This window comes from Rhodococcus sp. NPDC059234 (genome assembly GCF_042754225.1).
In the GTDB taxonomy this organism is placed as follows: Bacteria; Actinomycetota; Actinomycetes; order Mycobacteriales; family Mycobacteriaceae; genus Rhodococcus_G.
The window spans coordinates 1-17108 of sequence record NZ_JBHZAH010000107.1 but is presented as its reverse complement, the minus strand read 5'-3'; the positions used below and the strand labels follow the sequence as shown (position 1 = coordinate 17108).

The window sequence follows — 17108 nt, the reverse complement described above, 5'->3', positions numbered from 1 at the left end:
GTGGTCGCCGCGGTGCTCGTCAGCAGGCTCCTCTCGGCGGCAGGCCCGCGCGGGGCCTACCTGGTGGCGATCGCGGTGTTCGCGGTCGGCACCGTCGTGTGCGCGGTCGCGCCCGACATGGCGGTCCTGCTGCTCGGACGCGCGCTGCAGGGGTTCGGCGGCGGCCTGCTCAGCGGACTCGGCTATGCCCTCATCCGCTCCGTGCTGCCCGCGCACCTGTGGGCGCGGGCGTCTGCGCTCGTGTCGGGGATGTGGGGGCTCGGGACGTTCGTCGGCCCGTCCCTCGGCGGCGTGTTCGCCCAGTTCGGTGCGTGGCGGCTGGCGTTCGTGGTGCTCGCGGTTCTCGCGGCGGGCATCGCGGCCATGGTGCCGCGGTACATCTCGGGTAGCCGGGCCGACGAGTCCGCGGTGGACGCAGTGCCGGTCCGGTCGATGCTGTTGCTCTCGTCCGCGGCGCTGGTCGTGAGCGTGGCGAGTCTGGCGACGCGCGCCGGTGTCGCCGCTGCCGGGGTGGTGGCGGGGCTGGCGCTGCTGGCCGTCTTCGTGATCTGCGAGCGGACGTCGACCATCCGGGTGCTGCCCGCGATCACGTTCGCCGCGGGCAACCGGCTGCGGTGGGCCTACCTGACCATCGCACTGCTCGCGATCGCGTCCACGGCGGAGACGTTCGTCCCGCTGTTCGGCCAGCGGCTCGGCGGGCTCGCGCCGGTCGCCGCGGGGTTCCTCGGTGCGGCGCTGGCAGTGGGCTGGACGATCGGCGAACTCTCCAGCGCCGGTGCGGCACGGCCCCGCACGGTCCGGGCGGTGGTCGTCGTGGGACCGGCCCTGGTCGCGCTCGGCTTCTTCGCTGCGGCCCTGTCCCAGCGCGAGACGTCGTCCGGGTGGGTCATCGCGACCTGGGCCCTGGCCCTCGTCGTCGCGGGCGCGGGCATCGGCGTCGCCTGGCCGCACCTGGCGACCTTGGTGATGGGCAGCGTCGACGACCCCGGCGAGGGCGGTCGAGCCGCCGCGGCGATCAACACGGTCCAGTTGGTGGCCAACGCGTTCGGGTCCGCGCTGGCCGGGGTGCTGGTCAATCTGGGCGGCTCCGTGTCGGGGTCGGCGCGGCTGCTGTTCGGGGTGTTCGCGGTGATCGCCGTCGCCGCGGTGCCGACGGCGTGGCGGGCGCAGCCGGCCCGATAGAGCTGCCGAGCGTGCCGACGGTCAGAGCGCGTGGAAGCGCACGGTGACACCGGGTCGGAGCAACGCTGGCGGCTCGCGCTCGGAGTCCCACACGCGCGCGTCGGTGCTGCCGATCAACTGCCAGCCGCCGGGCGAGGACCGCGGGTAGACACCGGTGAACTCGCCCGCCAGCCCGACCGACCCGGCCGGGACCGCGACGCGGGGCGTCTCGCGGCGCGGCACCCGCAGTGCGGGGTCGCCCCCGACCAGGTAGCCGAAGCCGGGGGCGAATCCGGAGAATGCGACCGTCCACCGGCTGCCGGTGTGTGCGGCGATCACGCCGTCGACGCCGAGTCCGGTCAGCCGCCCGACCTCGGTCAGGTCGGGGCCGTCGTATCGCACCCCGATCCGGACCGGCTCGGCGACTTCGGCGGGCGCGGCGACCAGCGGCTCGGTCTCGCGCAGCCAGCGCACGACGGCGTCCCGGTCGGTGGTTGCGCGGTCGAACCGGACCAGGATGGTCCGGGCCGCCGGGACGAGGTCGAGCACCCCGGCGCGGCGAGCGGTGTCCAGGGCGCGGAAGTGCCCGAGCACCGCGTCGAGATCGTCGTACTCGACCAGCACGGCGCTGTCGCCCGCATCCAGCAGACGCATCAGACGAAGGCTGTCAGGGCGACGCCGGCGGCCTCGAGCCGCGCACGGATCCGCTCGGCCATCGCGACCGCGGCCGGCGAGTCGCCGTGCACGCACACCGATTCGGGGTGGACCGCCAGGACGGTGCCGTCGACGGCCTCGATCTCGGACCGCTCGACCATCCGGAGCACCCGCTCGGCAACGGCGTCCGGGTCCGAGAGCACCGCGCCCGGGGTTCCGCGCGGCACCAGTTCGCCGGTGGGGGTGTAGGCCCGGTCGGCAAAGGCTTCGGTCACCGTGCGCAGGCCCGCGGCCTCGGCCTCGGCGAGGAACACCGAGCCGGGCAGGCCGAGGACCGGCAGGGTGGGGTCGTACGCGACCACCGCCTCGACCACCGCCCACGCCTGCTCGCGATGGTGGACGATCGTGTTGTACAGCGCGCCATGCGGTTTGACGTATCCCACCGCGGAGCCGCTGGCCTGCGCGAGCCCGTCCAGGGCGCCGATCTGGTAGATCACGTCGGCCGTGAGGTCGGCCGGGGCGACGTCGACGAAGCGCCGGCCGAACCCGGCGAGGTCGTGGTAGCCGACCTGCGCACCGATCCGGACGGTGCGCTCTGCGGCGGCACGGCAGGTGCTCAGCAGCGTGGTCGGGTCGCCGGCGTGGAACCCGCAGGCGATGTTGGCGCTGGTCACCACGGTCAGCATGGCGTCGTCGTCGCCGAGTCGCCAGGCGCCGAAACTCTCGCCGAGGTCGCTGTTGAGATCGATGGACGCCATGCCCGAATCCTAGGCGCCCCGGTGCACGCCGTCGGCCGACCGTCAGGCAGCGGCCGGGACCGGCTTGCGGCCGGCGCCACGGCCGCGCCGCGCCCCGATCGCCCGACACGCCAGGTAGATCACGAACGAGATGGTGGTGACGAACGTCGACACCGGCACGCCCGGCGCGAGTGAGAGCAGGATGCCGCCGACCGCGGCCACCTCGGCGAACACGATGGAGAGCACCGTGGTCCGCAGCGGGCTCGAGGTGATGCGTGCGGCCGCGGCGGCAGGGGTGATCAGCAGCGAGAGCACCAGCAGCGCACCGACGATCTGGACGCCGAGGGCCGCGGCGACGCCGACGAGGACCGCGAAGACGATGGACAGCATGCGGATCGGCACGCCGCGTGCCAGCGCGACGTCGGGATCGGTGCTGGCGAACAGCAGCGGCCGGTACACCACCAGGAGGACGGCGAGGACCAGCACCGCGCACACGAGAAGCAGTTGTAGCCCGCTGTTCCCGACGCCCACGATCTGCCCGACCAGCAGGGAGAAACTGGTGCCGGTGCGGCCCGGGTAGAGCCACATGAACAGCACGGACAGGCCGAGGCCGAACGACATGATCACGCCGATCACCGAATCGCGTTCGCGGGCCTTCGAACCCAGCAGGCCGAACAGGACCGCGGCGACCACCGAACCGACGATCGCGCCGACGCCGACGCTCACCCCGGCGAGCAGGGCAGCCGACGCGCCCGTCAGTGACAGCTCACTGGTGCCGTGCACCGCGAACGACATCTGCCTGCTGATGATCAGCGGTCCGATCGCGCCCGCGAGCAGGCCGAGGATCGCGGCGGCGAGCAGCGCCTGCTGCACGAAGTCGTAGTGCAGCAGGTCCAGGGTGGCCTGCCAGTCGAACATGTTCGACAGTGCGTCGGAGAGCTTCTCGTTCATGCGTGGTCCTCGTGGTGGACGCCCTCGTCGCCGCGGCCGCCCGCGCTGCCGAGCGCGTCGATGGCGTCGCCGGTGCCGACGACGACCAGCCGCCCGCGCACGTGCAACACCTCGACATCGGTCTGATAGAGCTCGGACAGCACCTCGGAGGTCATCACCTCTGCGGCGGTGCCGATCCGGAAGCGTCCGTCCACCAGGTACAGCACGCGGTCGACGAGCGGCAGGATCGGATTGATCTCGTGCGTCACGAACAGCACGGCGGTGTCGTGGCCGAGTCGGCGGCGGTTGATCAGGTCGGAGACTCGATGCTGGTTCGCCAGGTCGAGGCTGAGCAACGGCTCGTCGCACAGCAGCACCCGCGGATTGCCGACCAGGGCCTGGGCCACCCGCAGTCGCTGCTGTTCGCCGCCGGAGAGCGACCCGACCGGCGCGTCGGCGTACGACTGCGCGCCGACCTCGGTGATGGCGGCGTCGACGATCGCGTTGCGGGCGCGCCTGTTCCGCAGTCCGGTACCCCAGCGGTGGCCGTCGACGCCGAGTCCGACCAGGTCGCGGCCGCGCAGCGGCACGCCCTCGTCCATGGACTTCTGCTGGGGGATGTACCCGACGTGCGCATTGCCGGCCTTGGCCGGCGTGCCCGCGACGCGGACGGTGCCCCCGGACAGGGGTACCTGGCCGAGCAGCACCTTGAGCAGGGACGTCTTGCCGGATCCGTTGGGGCCGAGCACGGCGACGAACTCGCCGGGCGCGACCGCGAGGTCGAGGCCCGACCACAATGTGCGGTCGCCGTATGCAAGCCGCGCGCCTTGCAGTTGTACGGCGGGGGCGGTGGGATCGGTTGTCACGTGGTGGCCTCAGGTTTCCGTCAGCCGAGCGGTGCCGAGCCGAGTGCGGCAGCGAGCTGCTTCGCGTTGTTGGTTTGCCACGTAATGTAATCGACCCCGGCGGGGAGGGTCTCGGTCACCTCGACCACCTGGATGCCCGCGGCCTCCGCGGTGGACCGAATGTCGTTGGTCACCTTGTCCTGCGTCTGGGTGTTGTAGACGAGCGCGCCGACCTTCTTCGTTGCCAGGAGGTCCCGGGTCGCGGCGATGGCGGCCGGCGGCGGGTCGTTGCCGTCCTCGATGGCCTTGGTGAAGTCCTCGGGCGTCTCGTCGCGCAGGTTCGCGGCGGCGAGCAGGTAGTGCGCGATGGGCTCGGTCTGTGCGACCGGGGCCTGCGGGTGGTCCTTCGCGATCGACGAGGTGATGGCGGTGATCGCGTGCAGCTTCTCGTGGAACGCGGCGGCGTTGGCGGTGTACGCGGCGGCGTTCGCCGGGTCGAGCTCGCCGAGCTCCGCGGCGACCTTCTCGGCGACGGCGTCGACGGTGGGCACGTCGTACCAGACGTGCTCGTTCACCGCGCCGTGCGCGTGGTCGTGGCCGTCGTGTGAATCGGGCACTGCGGCAACCGGTGCCGCGGCGGCGGGATCGGTGACGTGGTCGTGCCCGTCCTCGAGGTCCGACTCGGCGCCGTACAACTCGAACGCGTTGACCGTGCGCTTGTCGCGGGTGCTGCGCAGGACGTCGTCGAGGAATCCGTCGTAGCCGCCACCGTTGTAGACGATCAGGTCGGCGTCGGTGAGGGTGGCCGCGTTCCGGGGGGTGACCTCGTAGGAGTGCGGGTCGGCCGCGGGGTCGGTGACGATGGAGGTGACGTCGGCGTGCTCGCCCGCGACGGCGGCGGCCACCGATCCCCACACGTTGGTGGAGGCGACGACGCTGATGCGCTGACCGTTCGCGGCCGAGTCGCCCGCCGAGGCAGTCGAACAGGCACTCAGGCCGAGCGCGGCGACCGCGACCAGACCGATCGCGGCGAACCCCGCGGCGCGAGGGCGGGCGCGGCGGAACCGTGGGGCTGTGAAGTCGACCGAAGGCATGCCCAAGATCTTAATGGAAACCGTTTCCGTTGTACATTAGCGGGGTCGTGCTTTCGGTCACCTCGGGCATTGCGTACCGTCCCGTTATGCCCCGGTCCCGTCATCCACGTCGTCAGGCGACGCTGGCGTCGCTGGCGGCGGAGCTCAAGGTTTCCCGAACCACGGTCTCCAACGCCTACAACCGGCCCGACCAACTGTCCGCGGAACTGCGGGAGCGGGTCCTCGACGCGGCCAAGCGGCGTGGCTACCCGGGGCCCGATCCGGTCGCCCGCTCGCTGCGAACCCGCCGGGCCGGCGCGGTCGGGCTGCTGCTGACCGAGGCGCTGAGTTACTCGTTCCGGGATCCGGCGGCGATGAGCTTCCTTGCGGGTCTGGCGGAGTCCTGTGAGGCCGCGGGCCAGGGTCTGCTGCTGGTGCCCGCCGGTCCCGGTCGCGACGACGTGAGCGCAGCAGCGGTCGTGCAGCAGGCCGGCGTGGACGGCTTCGTCGTCTACTCGGTCGCCGACGACGACCCGTACCTCGCCGCCGTGGTCGAGCGAAGACTGCCGATGGTCGTGTGCGACCAGCCGCGCGAGATCGCGGGCGCGTCGCTGGTCGGCATCGACGACCGCGGAGCCATGCGCAAGGTCGCCGACTACCTGTTGTCGTTGGGGCACGAGGAGATCGGCGTGCTGTGCATGCGGCTCGGGCGCGATCAGCGGGACGGTCCCGCCGACGCGGAACGGCTGCAGTCGCCGAACTTCCACGTCCAGCGGGAACGGATCGCCGGTGTGCGTGACGCCTTGTCCGCGGCCGGCCTCGACCCCGCGTCGCTCACCGTGATCGAGCGCGGCGAGCACAGTGCGAAGGCCGGGCACTCCGCCGCCGAAGAGGCGATGGCGGTGAACCCGCGTATCACCGCATTGCTGTGCACCACGGACGTATTGGCCCTGGGTGCACTGGACTTCGCGCGCTGGGGTGGCCTCGACGTGCCCGGCCAGCTGTCCATCACCGGATTCGACGGCATCGACGAGGCGTTGAGGGAGGGGCTGACCACGGTGCGCCAGCCGGCCGAGGAGAAGGGGCGGCGGGCGGGCGCGCTGTTGCTCCGGCCCTCGCATCCCGGCGTTGCCACGGTCGAGATGCTCGACACCGAACTCGTCCGCGGTCACACCGCGGCGCCGCCCTCACCCAGCGGAGCGCGTCGCACCCGGCGTCGCTGAGGGCGATTCGCGGATCAGCTGAGCAACTGCGCGCAGCGGAGCAGCCCGATGTGGCTGTACGCCTGAGGGTGGTTGCCCAGTGATCGTTCGGCGACCGGGTCGTACTCCTCGCTGAGCAGGCCGGTCGGGCCGGCCGTCTCGACCAACTGGGCGAACAGCGCCTCGGCGTCGGCGCGCTGCCCGGTCAGCAGGTAGGCCTCCACCAGCCAGGCCGCGCAGAGGTGGAATCCGCCCTCGCCGCCGGGCAGTCCGTCGTCGTGGTGGTACCGGTACACCGTCGAGCCGCTGCGCAGTTCGGCCTCCGTCGCGGTCACCGTCGCCGCGAACCGCGGGTCGGCGGGGTCGATCAGCCCCGACAGTCCGATGTGCAGGGTGGCAGCGTCGAGGTCGGTGCCGTCGTAGGCCGCGGTGAACGAGCGCGCGCGGTCGCTCCAGCCGCGGTCCAGGACCTCGTCGGCGATCTCGGCGCGCAACGGGGCCCACTCGGGTTCGGCGTCGCGACCGAAGAGCTCGGCGAGGGTCAGGGCGCGGTCCACGGTCACCCAGCACATCACCTTCGAGTACACGTGGTGACGAGGGTTGCCGCGGATCTCCCAGATCCCGTTGTCCGGTTCGGACCATCGGGCCTGGACCGCGGAAACCATGGCGCGCACCAGGTTCCAGTCGGCGTCGGTGACCGGCTCGGCGACGCCGTGCTTGTCGCGGGCGTGCGCCAGGTGCGAGATGAGGTCCACGATCGGGCCGAACACGTCGAGCTGCACCTGTGAATTGGCGGCGTTGCCGATGCGCACCGGCCGCGACCCGCTGTAGCCGGGCAGCGAGTCGATCACGGCCTCGGCGGGCAGGTTGCCGCCGTAGATCGTGTACAGCGGGTGCAGGCGTTCGGGGCCGGGCAGCGTCTCGAGCACGCCGTGCACCCAGGTCAGGAACGCCTCGGCCTCGCCGAGCGAACCCAGTGCGACGAGCGCGGACGCGGTCAGCGCGGCGTCGCGCAGCCAGCAGTAGCGGTAGTCCCAGTTGCGGACTCCGCCGATCTCCTCGGGGAGCGAGGTGGTGGCGGCGGCGAGGATCGAGCCGGAGTCCGCATGCACGAGCCCGCGCAGGGTCAGCGCCGAGCGCTTCATCAGGCCGCGCTTGCGGTTCGGCAGCTCCAGGCCTTCCGCCCAGTCCCGCCAGTACGACTCGCTCGCCGCGCGACGTTCCAGTTCGGGAGTCTCGGACGGTCCGAGCTCGGAACTGCCGCAGCGCAGTTCGAGCAGCACCGGGCCCTCGGACGGGTCGACGACCGCGCTGGCGGTCTGCTGCACGCCGTCGCTCGAGATCTCCCAGTGCACACCGGGGGAGCGCAGCACCACGGGGTCGCTGGTGCCGTACACCCGCAATCCGTTCTCCTCGAGCTCGAGGTGGACCTGGACCTGGCCGAATTCGGGGCGGGGCGCGAAGGTCACCACGGCCTTGGCCTGGCCGGTGATCACCCGGGTCAGGTCGGTGCGCCCGGGCTCGACGTCGTGTGGCAGGTAGTCGGTGACCTGCAGGCTCGCCCACCGGGTCTGCACGGTCATGGTGCCGTCGATGTAGCGCTGGCTCAACGGAAGTGCGGCGCGGTGCGGCGCGACGGTGAAGTGTCCGGCCCCGACGCCGCCGAGCAGGTGGGCGAACATCGCGGCCGAGTCCGGTTCGGGGTGGCACAGCCAGGTCAGGGTCGCGTCGGGGGTCAGCAGTGCCACCGAGCGGGGGCTCGCGAGCATGGTCAGCCGCTGAATCGGGGTGGCGCTGTCGCCGTGCAGCCAGGTGTGGCGTTCTTCGAGCAGGAACGCCAGCGCGGCGCTGACGTCCTCGGTGCTCGCCACCCGGTACTCGGCGAGTGTGTCGCCCTCCCCGACCTTGATGCCGACGTCGGGTCCCTGCAGCCGGCTGAACGCCTTCTCGTCGGTGACGTCGTCGCCGAAGAACACGGTCGCCGACGCGCCCTCCCGATGCCGGAGGATGTCGAGCGCCTCGCCCTTGTCGGTCGCGATGACCGCGAGCTCGATGACGGCCTTGCCCTCGGTGACCTGTACCCCGTTCCAGGTGGCGGCGCCGCCGCGCACCCGTTCGAGCGCGGCCTCGCCGATCTCCGGCACGGCGTTGCGCACGTGCAGCGCGGCGCTGGCCGGCTTGATCTCGACCGTGACGCCCTCGCCCTCGGCCGCGATCTCCTGCAGTTCCTCGGTGATCTCGCGCAGCAGGCGGCGGGCGTCGTCGCTGATCTCGTGTACGAAGCCGACGTCGAACTCGGAGCCGTGACTGCCGACGAGCTGCACCTCGACGGGCAGCCGCGACAGCATCGCGAGATCGCGCAGCGCGCGCCCGGAGATCACGGCGGAGGTCGTCGCGGGCAGACTCGCGAGGGACCGTAGGGCCCGCACGGATTCCGCATGCGGGAAGGCCTTCGCCGGGTCGGACACGATCGGGGCCATGGTCCCGTCGTAGTCGGACGCGACAAGCAGACGCGGCGTCCTCGCGACGGACACGAGACGCCTGCGGAGCTCGACTGGTAGATCCTGCGCACTCACTGCGCGAATTCTACTTATGGAGTGACGGGATCCTTGTAACCGCCGCCGAGAAGAAGTTCCACGGTCAGTTCGAGTCGCTTCGCCACGTCGGTGGCGGAGGAGCGCCGAGTCAGCCACGCGACCAGATTCGACAGCCACACATCGGAGATGACGCGTGCGATCGCGAGCTGCTCCTCGGACGGGACGCCGTCGCTCATCGCCCTGGCGAACAGCGAGTCCATCAGCTTGCCGACCTGGTCGACCTCGGCGGCGGCCGACGCGTCGGCGAACATGAACGCGCGCGTCATGGCCTCGGTGAGCAGGGGGTCGCGCTGCATGGCGCGGGTGATCTGGCCCAGGATCAGGTGCATGCGCTCGATGGGGCTGTTGCCCGGCGGCATCTTCCTGCGGGAGTCGATCTTCTCGAATTCGTTCGCCAGTGCCGAGACCAGGAGATGGACCTTCGACGGGAAGTAGCGGTAGAGCGTGCCCACCGCGACGTCGGCGCGTTCGGCGACGGCGCGCATCTGCACGGCCTCGTACCCGCCCTTGGACGCCAGCGCCAGCGTCGCGTCGAGGATTCGCTTGCGGCGTTCGCGCTGTGCATTGGAACTGAGGTCGTCGTCGGTCAGCGTCGAGACGGTCCCGTTGTTTGCGGAGGACTTGTCCGCGGAACGACTACGAGAGGAGGAGGTCATCGACGAATTCCTTGAGTTTCGGCAGAGGGTGCTTCGTGTCGATCCGGCTCGGCCTTGACTCCGGACCAACATAGAGATTAGAACACGTTCTAGACGGTTTTGTCAGTATCGAAAGGTTGGACCTCCTTGTGACGATCGCCACGACGGACGAGCAGCGAGCTGTCCAGGAATCTATTCAGTCCTGGGCGCGTTCGGCGCATCCCATCGAGACGCTGCGTTCGGGCCCGGCGGACTCCTGGCGTTCGCACTGGTCCGCGCTCGCGGATCTCGGGCTGTTCATGGTCGCGCAGGCCGAGGAGGTGGGCGGCGCGGACGGCGAGATCGTTGACCTCGCGGTGATGCTCGAGCAGGCCGCGACCGAGCTCGCGTGCGGCCCGGTGCTCTCCACCGCCCTCGCGGCGCTGGTGGTCGGCCGCAGCGGCGAGCCGGCGGCCAAGCAGTGGGGACCGGAGCTGGCCGAGGGCGCCGTCCCGGTCGGTGTGGTGATCGACGGAGCCGTGCCCGCGGAAGCGGACGGCGACGGCGGCCTGGTGCTGTCCGGCTCGGCCGGCTTCGCGCTCGGCGGCGCGCCGGGTGTCGCGGTGCTGCTGCCCGCGGCCCTCGGCGAAAAGGTCGGTCTCTCGGGCGAAGCCTCGGGCAATGTCGTCTGGTGTCTGGTCGAGGCGGGCGCGCCGGGCCTGGGCGTCGAGGCCGTGGAGAACGTCGACGTGAGCACCCCGCTGGCCACCGTGACCTGCGACGGGGTGCGGGTGTCCGCAGACCGCGTGCTGTCCGAGGTTCGCCCCGGTCTGGTCCGGGACCTGGTGGCCACCCTCGCCGCCGCCGAGGCCGCCGGCGTGGCCGGCTGGTGCCTGCGAACCGCGGTGGAGTACGCCAAGATTCGTGAACAGTTCGGCAAGCCGATCGGCTCGTTCCAGGCGATCAAGCACCTGTGCGCCGAGATGCTCTGCCGGGTCGAGCAGATCCGCGCGGTGGCGTGGGACGCGGCGGTCGCCGCGGAGTCCGGCGAGGAGCTGCCGATCGCGGCCGCGGTGGCCGCGTCGGTCGCCCTGGACGCGGCGGTCGACACCGCCAAGGACTGCATCCAGGTGCTCGGCGGAATCGGCTTCACGTGGGAGCACGACGCCCACTTCTACCTGCGCCGGGTGCTCTCGCTGCGGCAGCTGCTCGGCGGCTCCGCGACCTGGCGGGCCCGGGTCGCGGAGCTGACGATCGCCGGCTCCCGGCGTCACCTCACCGTCGACCTGGGCGAGCTCGAGTCGCAGCGCGATGCCGTCCGCGGTGAGTTGGAGGCGATCGCGGCGCTGCCCGAGGACGGCAGGCGTGCGGCGTTCGCGGAGTCCGGGTACCTGGCAGCGCACTGGCCGCAGCCGTACGGCAAGTCGGCCAAGGCAGCCGAGCAGATCCTGATCGGCGAGGAGCTCGTGCGCGCCAGCCTCGAGACGCCGAACCTGGTGATCGGATGGTGGGCCGTGCCGACGATCCTCGAGCACGGCACGCCCGAGCAGATCGAACGCTTCGCCATGCCGACGCTGCGCGGCGACGTGATCTGGTGCCAGCTGTTCAGCGAGCCGGGCGCGGGTTCCGACCTCGCCGCGCTGCGCACCACCGCGGAGAAGGTCGACGGCGGCTGGAAGCTGCAGGGCCAGAAGGTGTGGACTTCGCTTGCGCGTGAGGCGGATTGGGCGATCTGTCTGGCCCGCACCGACAAGGACGCGCCCAAGCATCGCGGCATCACCTACTTCCTGGTGGACATGCGCAGCGCGGGCATCCGCATCTCCCCGCTGCGCGAGATCACCGGCGACGCCCTGTTCAACGAGGTCTTCCTCGACGACGTGTTCGTCCCCGACGACTGCGTGGTCGGACAGGTCAACGGCGGCTGGAAGCTGGCACGCACCACCCTCGCCAACGAGCGTGTGGCGATGAGCGGCGGCTCGTCGCTCGGCAAGGCGATGGAGGAACTGCTCGAGCTCGCCGGACGCGGTGGGCCGAACCCCGTCACCGACGACCGCGTCGGCTTCCTCGTCGGCGAGGCGATGGTCGGGTCGCTGCTCGAGCACCGGACCACGCTGCGTCAGCTCGACGGCCAGGACCCCGGTCCGGAGTCGAGCGTGCGCAAGCTGGTCGGCGTCCGGCACCGGCAGGCGGTCGCGGAGTTCGCGCTGGAGCTGGCGGGTACCGCCGGCGCGGTCGAGGGACCGCTCTCACGCGAATTCCTCAACACCCGATGCCTGTCCATCGCGGGCGGCACCGAGCAGATCCTGCTCACCGTCGCGGCCGAGCACCTCCTGGGGCTGCCTCGTAACTAGACGTCAGGGCACTGTCGGGACCTTCGGAAACCTGATACAACTTAGAACACGTTCTAACTCGTAGGCGGGATTGTTCAGCGTGGATTTCTCTCTCGATCAGACTCAAGAAACGGTGGCGGAGATCGTCGTCGGGCTGTTGGCCCGCGAACCCTCCGATCCCGCCGACACCAGCGGGTTCAACTCGGCACTGTGGGAGGCGATGGCCAAGGCCGACCTGCTCTCCCTCGCCGTGCCCGAGCGCCTCGGCGGGGCAGGTCTCGGCCTGCCCGAGGTGTTGCCGCTGCTCACCGAGATCGGTCGCGGGGCCGCTCCGGTGCCTGCACTGGCGACCCTCGGCTTCGGCCTGCTGCCGATCCTCGCGCTCGGTTCGGACGAGCAGCAGGACGCGCTGCTCGCCGAGGTCGCGACCGGCCGGATCCTCACCGCCGGGCTCAGCGAGCCCGGGTCTGCCTTCCCGGCGGCGCCGTCGACCACGGCGGTCGCGGACGGCGGCGACGTGCTCGTCAACGGGCTGAAGGTGGCGGTGCCGTTCGCGGACGTCGCGTACCGGATCCTGGTGCCGACCGACGCCGGGGTGGTGCTCGTCGCACCCGACGCGCCCGGCGTCACGCTGGCCAAGATCTCCTCGTCCTCGGGCAGCCCGGAGTTCTCGGTGCGGCTCGACGGCGTGCGGGTCCCCGCCGCCGAGGTCCTGGCTGGACCCGACGGCACCGGCGACAACGCCACGCTGTACCGCATCGCGCAGGCCGCGATCGGCGCCTACTCGGACGGCCTGCTCGCGGGCGCGACCACGCTGACCGCCGAGCACCTGCGCACCCGCGAGCAGTTCGGCAAGCCGCTGGCGACCTTCCAGGCAGTGGCACAGCAGATCGCGGACGTCTACGTCACGTCGCGGACCCTGCACGTCTCGGCGCTCGCGTCGGGGTGGCGGGTGTCCGAGGGACTGGACGCCGAGGACGATCTCGAGGTGCTGTCCTACTGGATCGCCGCCGAGGTGCCCGCCGCGATGCGCACGCTGCACCACCTGCACGGTGGGCTGGGCGTCGACGTGACCTACCCGATGCACCGCTACTTCTCCATTGCCAAAGACCTGGCCCGCCTCGTCGGCGGTGCCTCGTCCCGACTCGACCTCGTGGGGGCCCGGTGTTCATCGATCTGACACCGCAGCAGCGTGAGCTGCAGGCGGAACTGCGCCGATACTTCGCCAATCTGATCTCGCCCGAGGAGGCCGAGGTCATGCTCACCGAGCGGCACGGTCCGACGTACCGCGAGGTGATCCGCCGGATGGGCAAGGACGGCTGGCTCGGCGTGGGCTGGCCGACGGAGTTCGGCGGTCGCGGTTTCGGCGAGATCGAACAGCAGATCTTCGTCAACGAGGCCGTCCGCGCGGACGTGCCGCTGCCGTCGGTGACCTTGCAGACGGTCGGACCGACCCTGCAGGTGTACGGCACCGAGGAGCAGAAGCAGAAGTTCCTGCCCGCGATCCTCGCGGGTGAGGTGCACTTCGCGATCGGTTACTCCGAGCCCGACGCCGGCACCGACCTGGCCGCGCTGCGCACCACCGCGGTGCGGACGGGTGACGAGGCCACCGGGTACTACACGGTCAACGGCCAGAAGATCTTCACCACCGGCGGCCACGACGCGGACTACATCTGGCTCGCCGTGCGCACCGGTGACGCGGACTCGCGTCACCGCGGCATCTCGATCCTGATCGTGGACACCAAGGACCCCGGTTTCACGTGGACCCCGATCATCACCGCCGACGGTGCGCACCACGTCAACGCCACCTACTACTCCGACGTCCGGGTGCCCGCGAGCATGCTCGTCGGAGAGGAGAACAAGGGCTGGAAGCTCATCACCACCCAGCTCAACCACGAGCGCGTCATGCTCGGACCGGCCGGCCGCGTCGCGGGCCTGTACGAGAAGGTGCACGAGTGGGCGGCCAAGCGGGATCTGTTGTCCGAGCCCGACGTGCAGCGCGGCCTCGGCGAGATCCACGCGACCTACCGCCTCAACGAGCTGCTGAACTGGCAGGTGGCCGCGGCCACCGGCGACGTCGACATCGCGGACGCGTCGGCCACCAAGGTCTTTGCGACCGAACGGATCCAGCGTGTCGGACGCATCGCGGACGAGATCATCGGCGCGCACGGCGATCCGGGTGACCCGGAGACCGCGAAGCTGATGCACTGGCTCGACGTGCAGATCAAGCGCAACGTGGTCATCACCTTCGGTGGTGGCGTCAACGAGGTCATGCGCGAGCTCATCGCGATGGCCGGGCTCAACCTGCCGAAGGTCCCGCGATGACCACGACGGAGGGTGCCGTGAGCGACAAGGAAGCATCGATTCTCGCTGCGGCGCAGCGAGTCCGGGACGGCGGTGCCAGCAAGCCGCGGGCCGGTCGTGACCCGATCAACATGCCGATGATCCGCAACTGGGTCGAGGCGATCGGCGACGAGAACCCCATCTACGTCGACGAGGACGCCGCCGTCGCGGCGGGCCACGGCGGCATCGTCGCACCGCCGGCCATGGCGCAGGTCTGGACGATGCGTGGGCTCGGCGCCGTGCGCGAGGAGGACGATCCGCTCGGCCGGATGACCGAGATCCTCGACGAGGCCGGGTACACCTCGGTGGTCGCGACGAACTGCGACCAGACCTACCACCGCTACGTCCGCCCGGGCGAGGAGGTGACCATCGAGTCGGTCCTCGAAGATGTTGTGGGACCGAAGAAGACCGGCCTGGGTGAGGGCTGGTTCTTCACCACCCGGAACTTCTGGAAGGTGGGCGACGAGGTCGTCGCCGAGATGCTCTTCCGGATCCTGAAGTTCGCACCCCCTGCGAAGGCGGAGGCCGCCCCCGCGGGTGCCGCGTCGTCGAGCCTGGGCGAGTCGCTCGACGACCTCGACCCGACCCGGATGCTGCGACCGTCGCAGTCCCGCGACACCGAGTTCTTCTGGGAGGGCGTCGCCGCGCACGAGCTGCGCCTCCAGCAGCGACCGGACGGCTCGCTCCAGCACCCGCCGGTCCCGGCGATCTGGAAGGACAAGTCCGAGCGCACCGACTACGTGGTCGCGTCCGGCCGCGGCACGGTGTTCAGCTACGTCGTCCACCACGCCCCGAAGGTGCCGGGCCGTTCGCTCCCGTTCGTCGTCGCGCTCGTCGAGCTCGACGAGGGTGTGCGAATGCTCGGCGAGCTGCGTGGCGTCGACCCGTCCGACGTGACGATCGGTGCCGCCGTGCAGGTGGAGTTCCTCGACCTGCCCGGCGACGACGAGACCTACCAGCAGCCGTGGACGCTGTACGCGTGGCGTCCCGTGAAGGAGCAGTGATGAGCTCGACCCTGACAGCGACGGTGGGGGAGACCCTGCCCGCCCTGTCCATCCACGGCGACCCGACGTTCATCGTGTCGACGGCGTTGGCCACCAGGGACTTCCAGGATGTCCACCACGACCGGGACAAGGCGCAGCAACGCGGCTCGAAGGACATCTTCGTCAACATCCTCACCGACACCGGCCTGGTGCAGCGGTACGTCACCGACTGGGCGGGCCCGCGCGCGGTGATCAAGTCGATCAAGCTGCGTCTCGGGGTGCCCTGGTACGCCTACGACACCCTGACCCTGACCGGCACCGTCGCGTCGGTCGAGGACGGTGTGGTCACCCTCGACATCGTCGGCAAGGACAGTCTCGGTGACCACATCAAGTCGACGGTCACCCTCGTGATGGATGGAGCGGCGCAGTGAGCGAACTGTCCGGCAAGGCCGCGATCGTCGGCATCGGCGCCACCGACTTCTCCAAGGACTCGGGCCGCAGCGAACTGCGTCTCGCCGCGGAGGCGGTGCAGGCCGCCCTCGACGACGCGGGCCTGAAGCCGTCCGACGTCGACGGGCTGACCTCGTTCACCATGGACACCAACACCGAAGTGGCCGTGGCGCGTTCGGTCGGGATCCCGAACCTGAAGTTCTTCAGTCGGATCCACTACGGCGGCGGAGCGGCGTGCGCGACCATCCAACAGGCCGCGATGGCGGTGGCCACCGGTGTCGCGGACGTGGTGGTCGCTTACCGTGCGTTCAACGAGCGCTCGGGAATGCGGTTCGGGCAGGTCAATTCGGCGCTGGTGCAGCAGGTGAACTCGTCCGGCACCGACAACGCCTTCTCGTACCCGCACGGGTTGAGCACCCCGGCCTCCTTCGTCGCGATGATCGCGCAGCGCTACATGCACGTGTACGGCGCCACCAGTGCGGATTTCGGAAGGGTCGCGGTCGCGGACCGCAAGCACGCGGCGACCAACCCCAACGCCTTCTTCTACGGCAAGCCGATCACGCTCGAGGACCACCAGAACTCGCGGTACATCGCCGAGCCCCTGCACCTGCTGGACTGCTGCCAGGAGACCGACGGCGGCATCGCGATCGTGGTGACCTCGCCGGAGCGGGCGAAGGATCTGCCCAACACGCCGGCGATCATCGCCGCGGCGGCGCAGGGCAGCGGTGCCGACCAGTACATCATGACCAGCTACTACCGGGACGGGCTGAGCGGTCTGCCGGAGATGGGTCTGGTCGGCGATCAGCTGTGGGCCCAGTCCGGTCTGCGTCCCCAGGACATGCAGACCGCGGTGCTGTACGACCACTTCACCCCGTACGTGCTCATGCAGCTCGAGGAGCTCGGCTTCTGCGGTCGCGGCGAGGCGAAGGACTTCATCGCCGACGGCGCGATCGAGCTGGGCGGCCGGCTGCCGCTCAATACCCACGGCGGCCAGCTCGGCGAGGGCTACATCCACGGCATGAACGGCATCGCCGAGGGCGTGCGGCAGATCCGCGGCACCTCCGTCAACCAGGTGCCCGACGTGCAGAACGTACTCGTCACCGCCGGCACCGGCGTTCCGACGTCGGGGCTGGTCCTCACGGCCTGATCCACCACGAACGGGCGGTTACCTGGCCGACTCCCTCTCGGG

At 70.7% G+C, this 17108-nt stretch carries 15 protein-coding genes; 8 read left to right on the top strand and 7 right to left on the bottom strand.

The annotated features are described in order from the left end of the window. A partial coding sequence (locus ACFXGJ_RS19485; protein ID WP_378623435.1) for an MFS transporter occupies positions 1-1182 on the top strand: 1182 nt, incomplete at its 5' end. Positions 1183-1203: 21 nt separating this feature from the next. Here ACFXGJ_RS19485 and ACFXGJ_RS19480 read toward each other — a convergent pair. From ACFXGJ_RS19480 to ACFXGJ_RS19460, 5 genes are read right to left on the bottom strand one after another with little or no spacing between them, the layout of a single operon-like run. Beyond that, positions 1204-1815, bottom strand: coding sequence for an allophanate hydrolase subunit 1 (locus ACFXGJ_RS19480; protein WP_378623432.1), 612 nt, complete (start codon positions 1813-1815; stop codon positions 1204-1206). After that, complete coding sequence (locus ACFXGJ_RS19475) at positions 1815-2573, bottom strand: LamB/YcsF family protein (protein WP_378623429.1); 759 nt, start codon at positions 2571-2573, stop codon at positions 1815-1817. Before ACFXGJ_RS19475 ends, ACFXGJ_RS19480 begins: the two co-directional genes overlap by 1 nt. 42 nt (positions 2574-2615) lie before the next feature. Continuing rightward, positions 2616-3503 carry a metal ABC transporter permease gene (locus ACFXGJ_RS19470; RefSeq protein WP_378623426.1) on the bottom strand — a complete coding sequence of 296 codons (888 nt, stop codon included), beginning with the start codon at positions 3501-3503 and terminating at the stop codon, positions 2616-2618. Next, a complete protein-coding gene (locus ACFXGJ_RS19465; RefSeq protein WP_378623424.1) occupies positions 3500-4348 on the bottom strand; it encodes a metal ABC transporter ATP-binding protein in 849 nt (282 codons plus the stop codon). The genes ACFXGJ_RS19470 and ACFXGJ_RS19465 overlap by 4 nt, the downstream gene beginning before the upstream one ends. A 20-nt stretch (positions 4349-4368) precedes the next feature. Next, a complete protein-coding gene (locus ACFXGJ_RS19460) occupies positions 4369-5421 on the bottom strand; it encodes a metal ABC transporter solute-binding protein, Zn/Mn family (RefSeq protein ID WP_378623421.1) in 1053 nt (350 codons plus the stop codon). An 86-nt stretch (positions 5422-5507) separates the two neighbouring features. Between ACFXGJ_RS19460 and ACFXGJ_RS19455 the strand changes: the two genes are divergently transcribed. Next, entirely contained in the window at positions 5508-6623 is a 1116-nt protein-coding gene (locus ACFXGJ_RS19455) for a LacI family DNA-binding transcriptional regulator (protein ID WP_378623418.1), read from the top strand. 14 nt (positions 6624-6637) lie between these two features. Here the strand turns inward: ACFXGJ_RS19455 and otsB are convergent, their stop codons facing one another. Both otsB and kstR read right to left on the bottom strand, forming a co-directional pair. After that, on the bottom strand, positions 6638-9178 hold the full coding sequence (gene otsB / locus ACFXGJ_RS19450) for a trehalose-phosphatase (RefSeq protein ID WP_378623415.1): 2541 nt from the start codon (positions 9176-9178) through the stop codon (positions 6638-6640). A gap of 14 nt (positions 9179-9192) precedes the next feature. Further along, positions 9193-9855, bottom strand: a complete 663-nt coding sequence (gene kstR, locus ACFXGJ_RS19445) for a cholesterol catabolism transcriptional regulator KstR (protein ID WP_378423489.1) — start codon at positions 9853-9855, stop codon at positions 9193-9195. Between the two features lie 128 nt (positions 9856-9983). On the opposite strand from kstR, the gene ACFXGJ_RS19440 reads away from it, so the two are divergent. From ACFXGJ_RS19440 to ACFXGJ_RS19415, 6 genes are all read left to right on the top strand, one after another. Continuing rightward, the gene (locus ACFXGJ_RS19440; protein ID WP_378623412.1) at positions 9984-12164 is read left to right on the top strand and encodes an acyl-CoA dehydrogenase; all 2181 of its coding nucleotides are present in this window, start codon (positions 9984-9986) and stop codon (positions 12162-12164) included. 79 nt (positions 12165-12243) lie between these two features. Then, positions 12244-13323 (top strand): acyl-CoA dehydrogenase family protein, encoded by a 1080-nt coding sequence (locus ACFXGJ_RS19435; protein WP_378623409.1) that lies wholly within the window; start codon positions 12244-12246, stop codon positions 13321-13323. Next, positions 13308-14468 (top strand): acyl-CoA dehydrogenase family protein, encoded by a 1161-nt coding sequence (locus ACFXGJ_RS19430; protein ID WP_378623406.1) that lies wholly within the window; start codon positions 13308-13310, stop codon positions 14466-14468. The genes ACFXGJ_RS19435 and ACFXGJ_RS19430 overlap by 16 nt, the downstream gene beginning before the upstream one ends. Next, positions 14465-15490 (top strand): bifunctional MaoC family dehydratase N-terminal/OB-fold nucleic acid binding domain-containing protein, encoded by a 1026-nt coding sequence (locus tag ACFXGJ_RS19425; RefSeq protein ID WP_378623390.1) that lies wholly within the window; start codon positions 14465-14467, stop codon positions 15488-15490. The genes ACFXGJ_RS19430 and ACFXGJ_RS19425 overlap by 4 nt, the downstream gene beginning before the upstream one ends. Then, entirely contained in the window at positions 15490-15900 is a 411-nt protein-coding gene (locus ACFXGJ_RS19420) for a MaoC family dehydratase (protein ID WP_378623380.1), read from the top strand. Before ACFXGJ_RS19425 ends, ACFXGJ_RS19420 begins: the two co-directional genes overlap by 1 nt. Continuing rightward, positions 15897-17066 carry a lipid-transfer protein gene (locus ACFXGJ_RS19415; RefSeq protein ID WP_378623377.1) on the top strand — a complete coding sequence of 390 codons (1170 nt, stop codon included), beginning with the start codon at positions 15897-15899 and terminating at the stop codon, positions 17064-17066. Before ACFXGJ_RS19420 ends, ACFXGJ_RS19415 begins: the two co-directional genes overlap by 4 nt. The last annotated feature ends 42 nt before the right edge of the window (positions 17067-17108 follow it).

What these genes read in the sequence shown, in the direction of transcription:
- ACFXGJ_RS19480 (WP_378623432.1), bottom strand. Translation starts at nt 1,815, where the DNA reads ATGCGTCTGCTGGATGCGGGCGACAGCGCCGTGCTGGTCGAGTACGAC.
- kstR (WP_378423489.1), bottom strand. Translation starts at nt 9,855, where the DNA reads ATGACCTCCTCCTCTCGTAGTCGTTCCGCGGACAAGTCCTCCGCAAAC.
- ACFXGJ_RS19470 (WP_378623426.1), bottom strand. Translation starts at nt 3,503, where the DNA reads ATGAACGAGAAGCTCTCCGACGCACTGTCGAACATGTTCGACTGGCAG.
- ACFXGJ_RS19425 (WP_378623390.1), top strand. Translation starts at nt 14,465, where the DNA reads ATGACCACGACGGAGGGTGCCGTGAGCGACAAGGAAGCATCGATTCTC.
- ACFXGJ_RS19455 (WP_378623418.1), top strand. Translation starts at nt 5,508, where the DNA reads ATGCCCCGGTCCCGTCATCCACGTCGTCAGGCGACGCTGGCGTCGCTG.
- ACFXGJ_RS19475 (WP_378623429.1), bottom strand. Translation starts at nt 2,573, where the DNA reads ATGGCGTCCATCGATCTCAACAGCGACCTCGGCGAGAGTTTCGGCGCC.
- ACFXGJ_RS19460 (WP_378623421.1), bottom strand. Translation starts at nt 5,421, where the DNA reads ATGCCTTCGGTCGACTTCACAGCCCCACGGTTCCGCCGCGCCCGCCCT.
- ACFXGJ_RS19420 (WP_378623380.1), top strand. Translation starts at nt 15,490, where the DNA reads ATGAGCTCGACCCTGACAGCGACGGTGGGGGAGACCCTGCCCGCCCTG.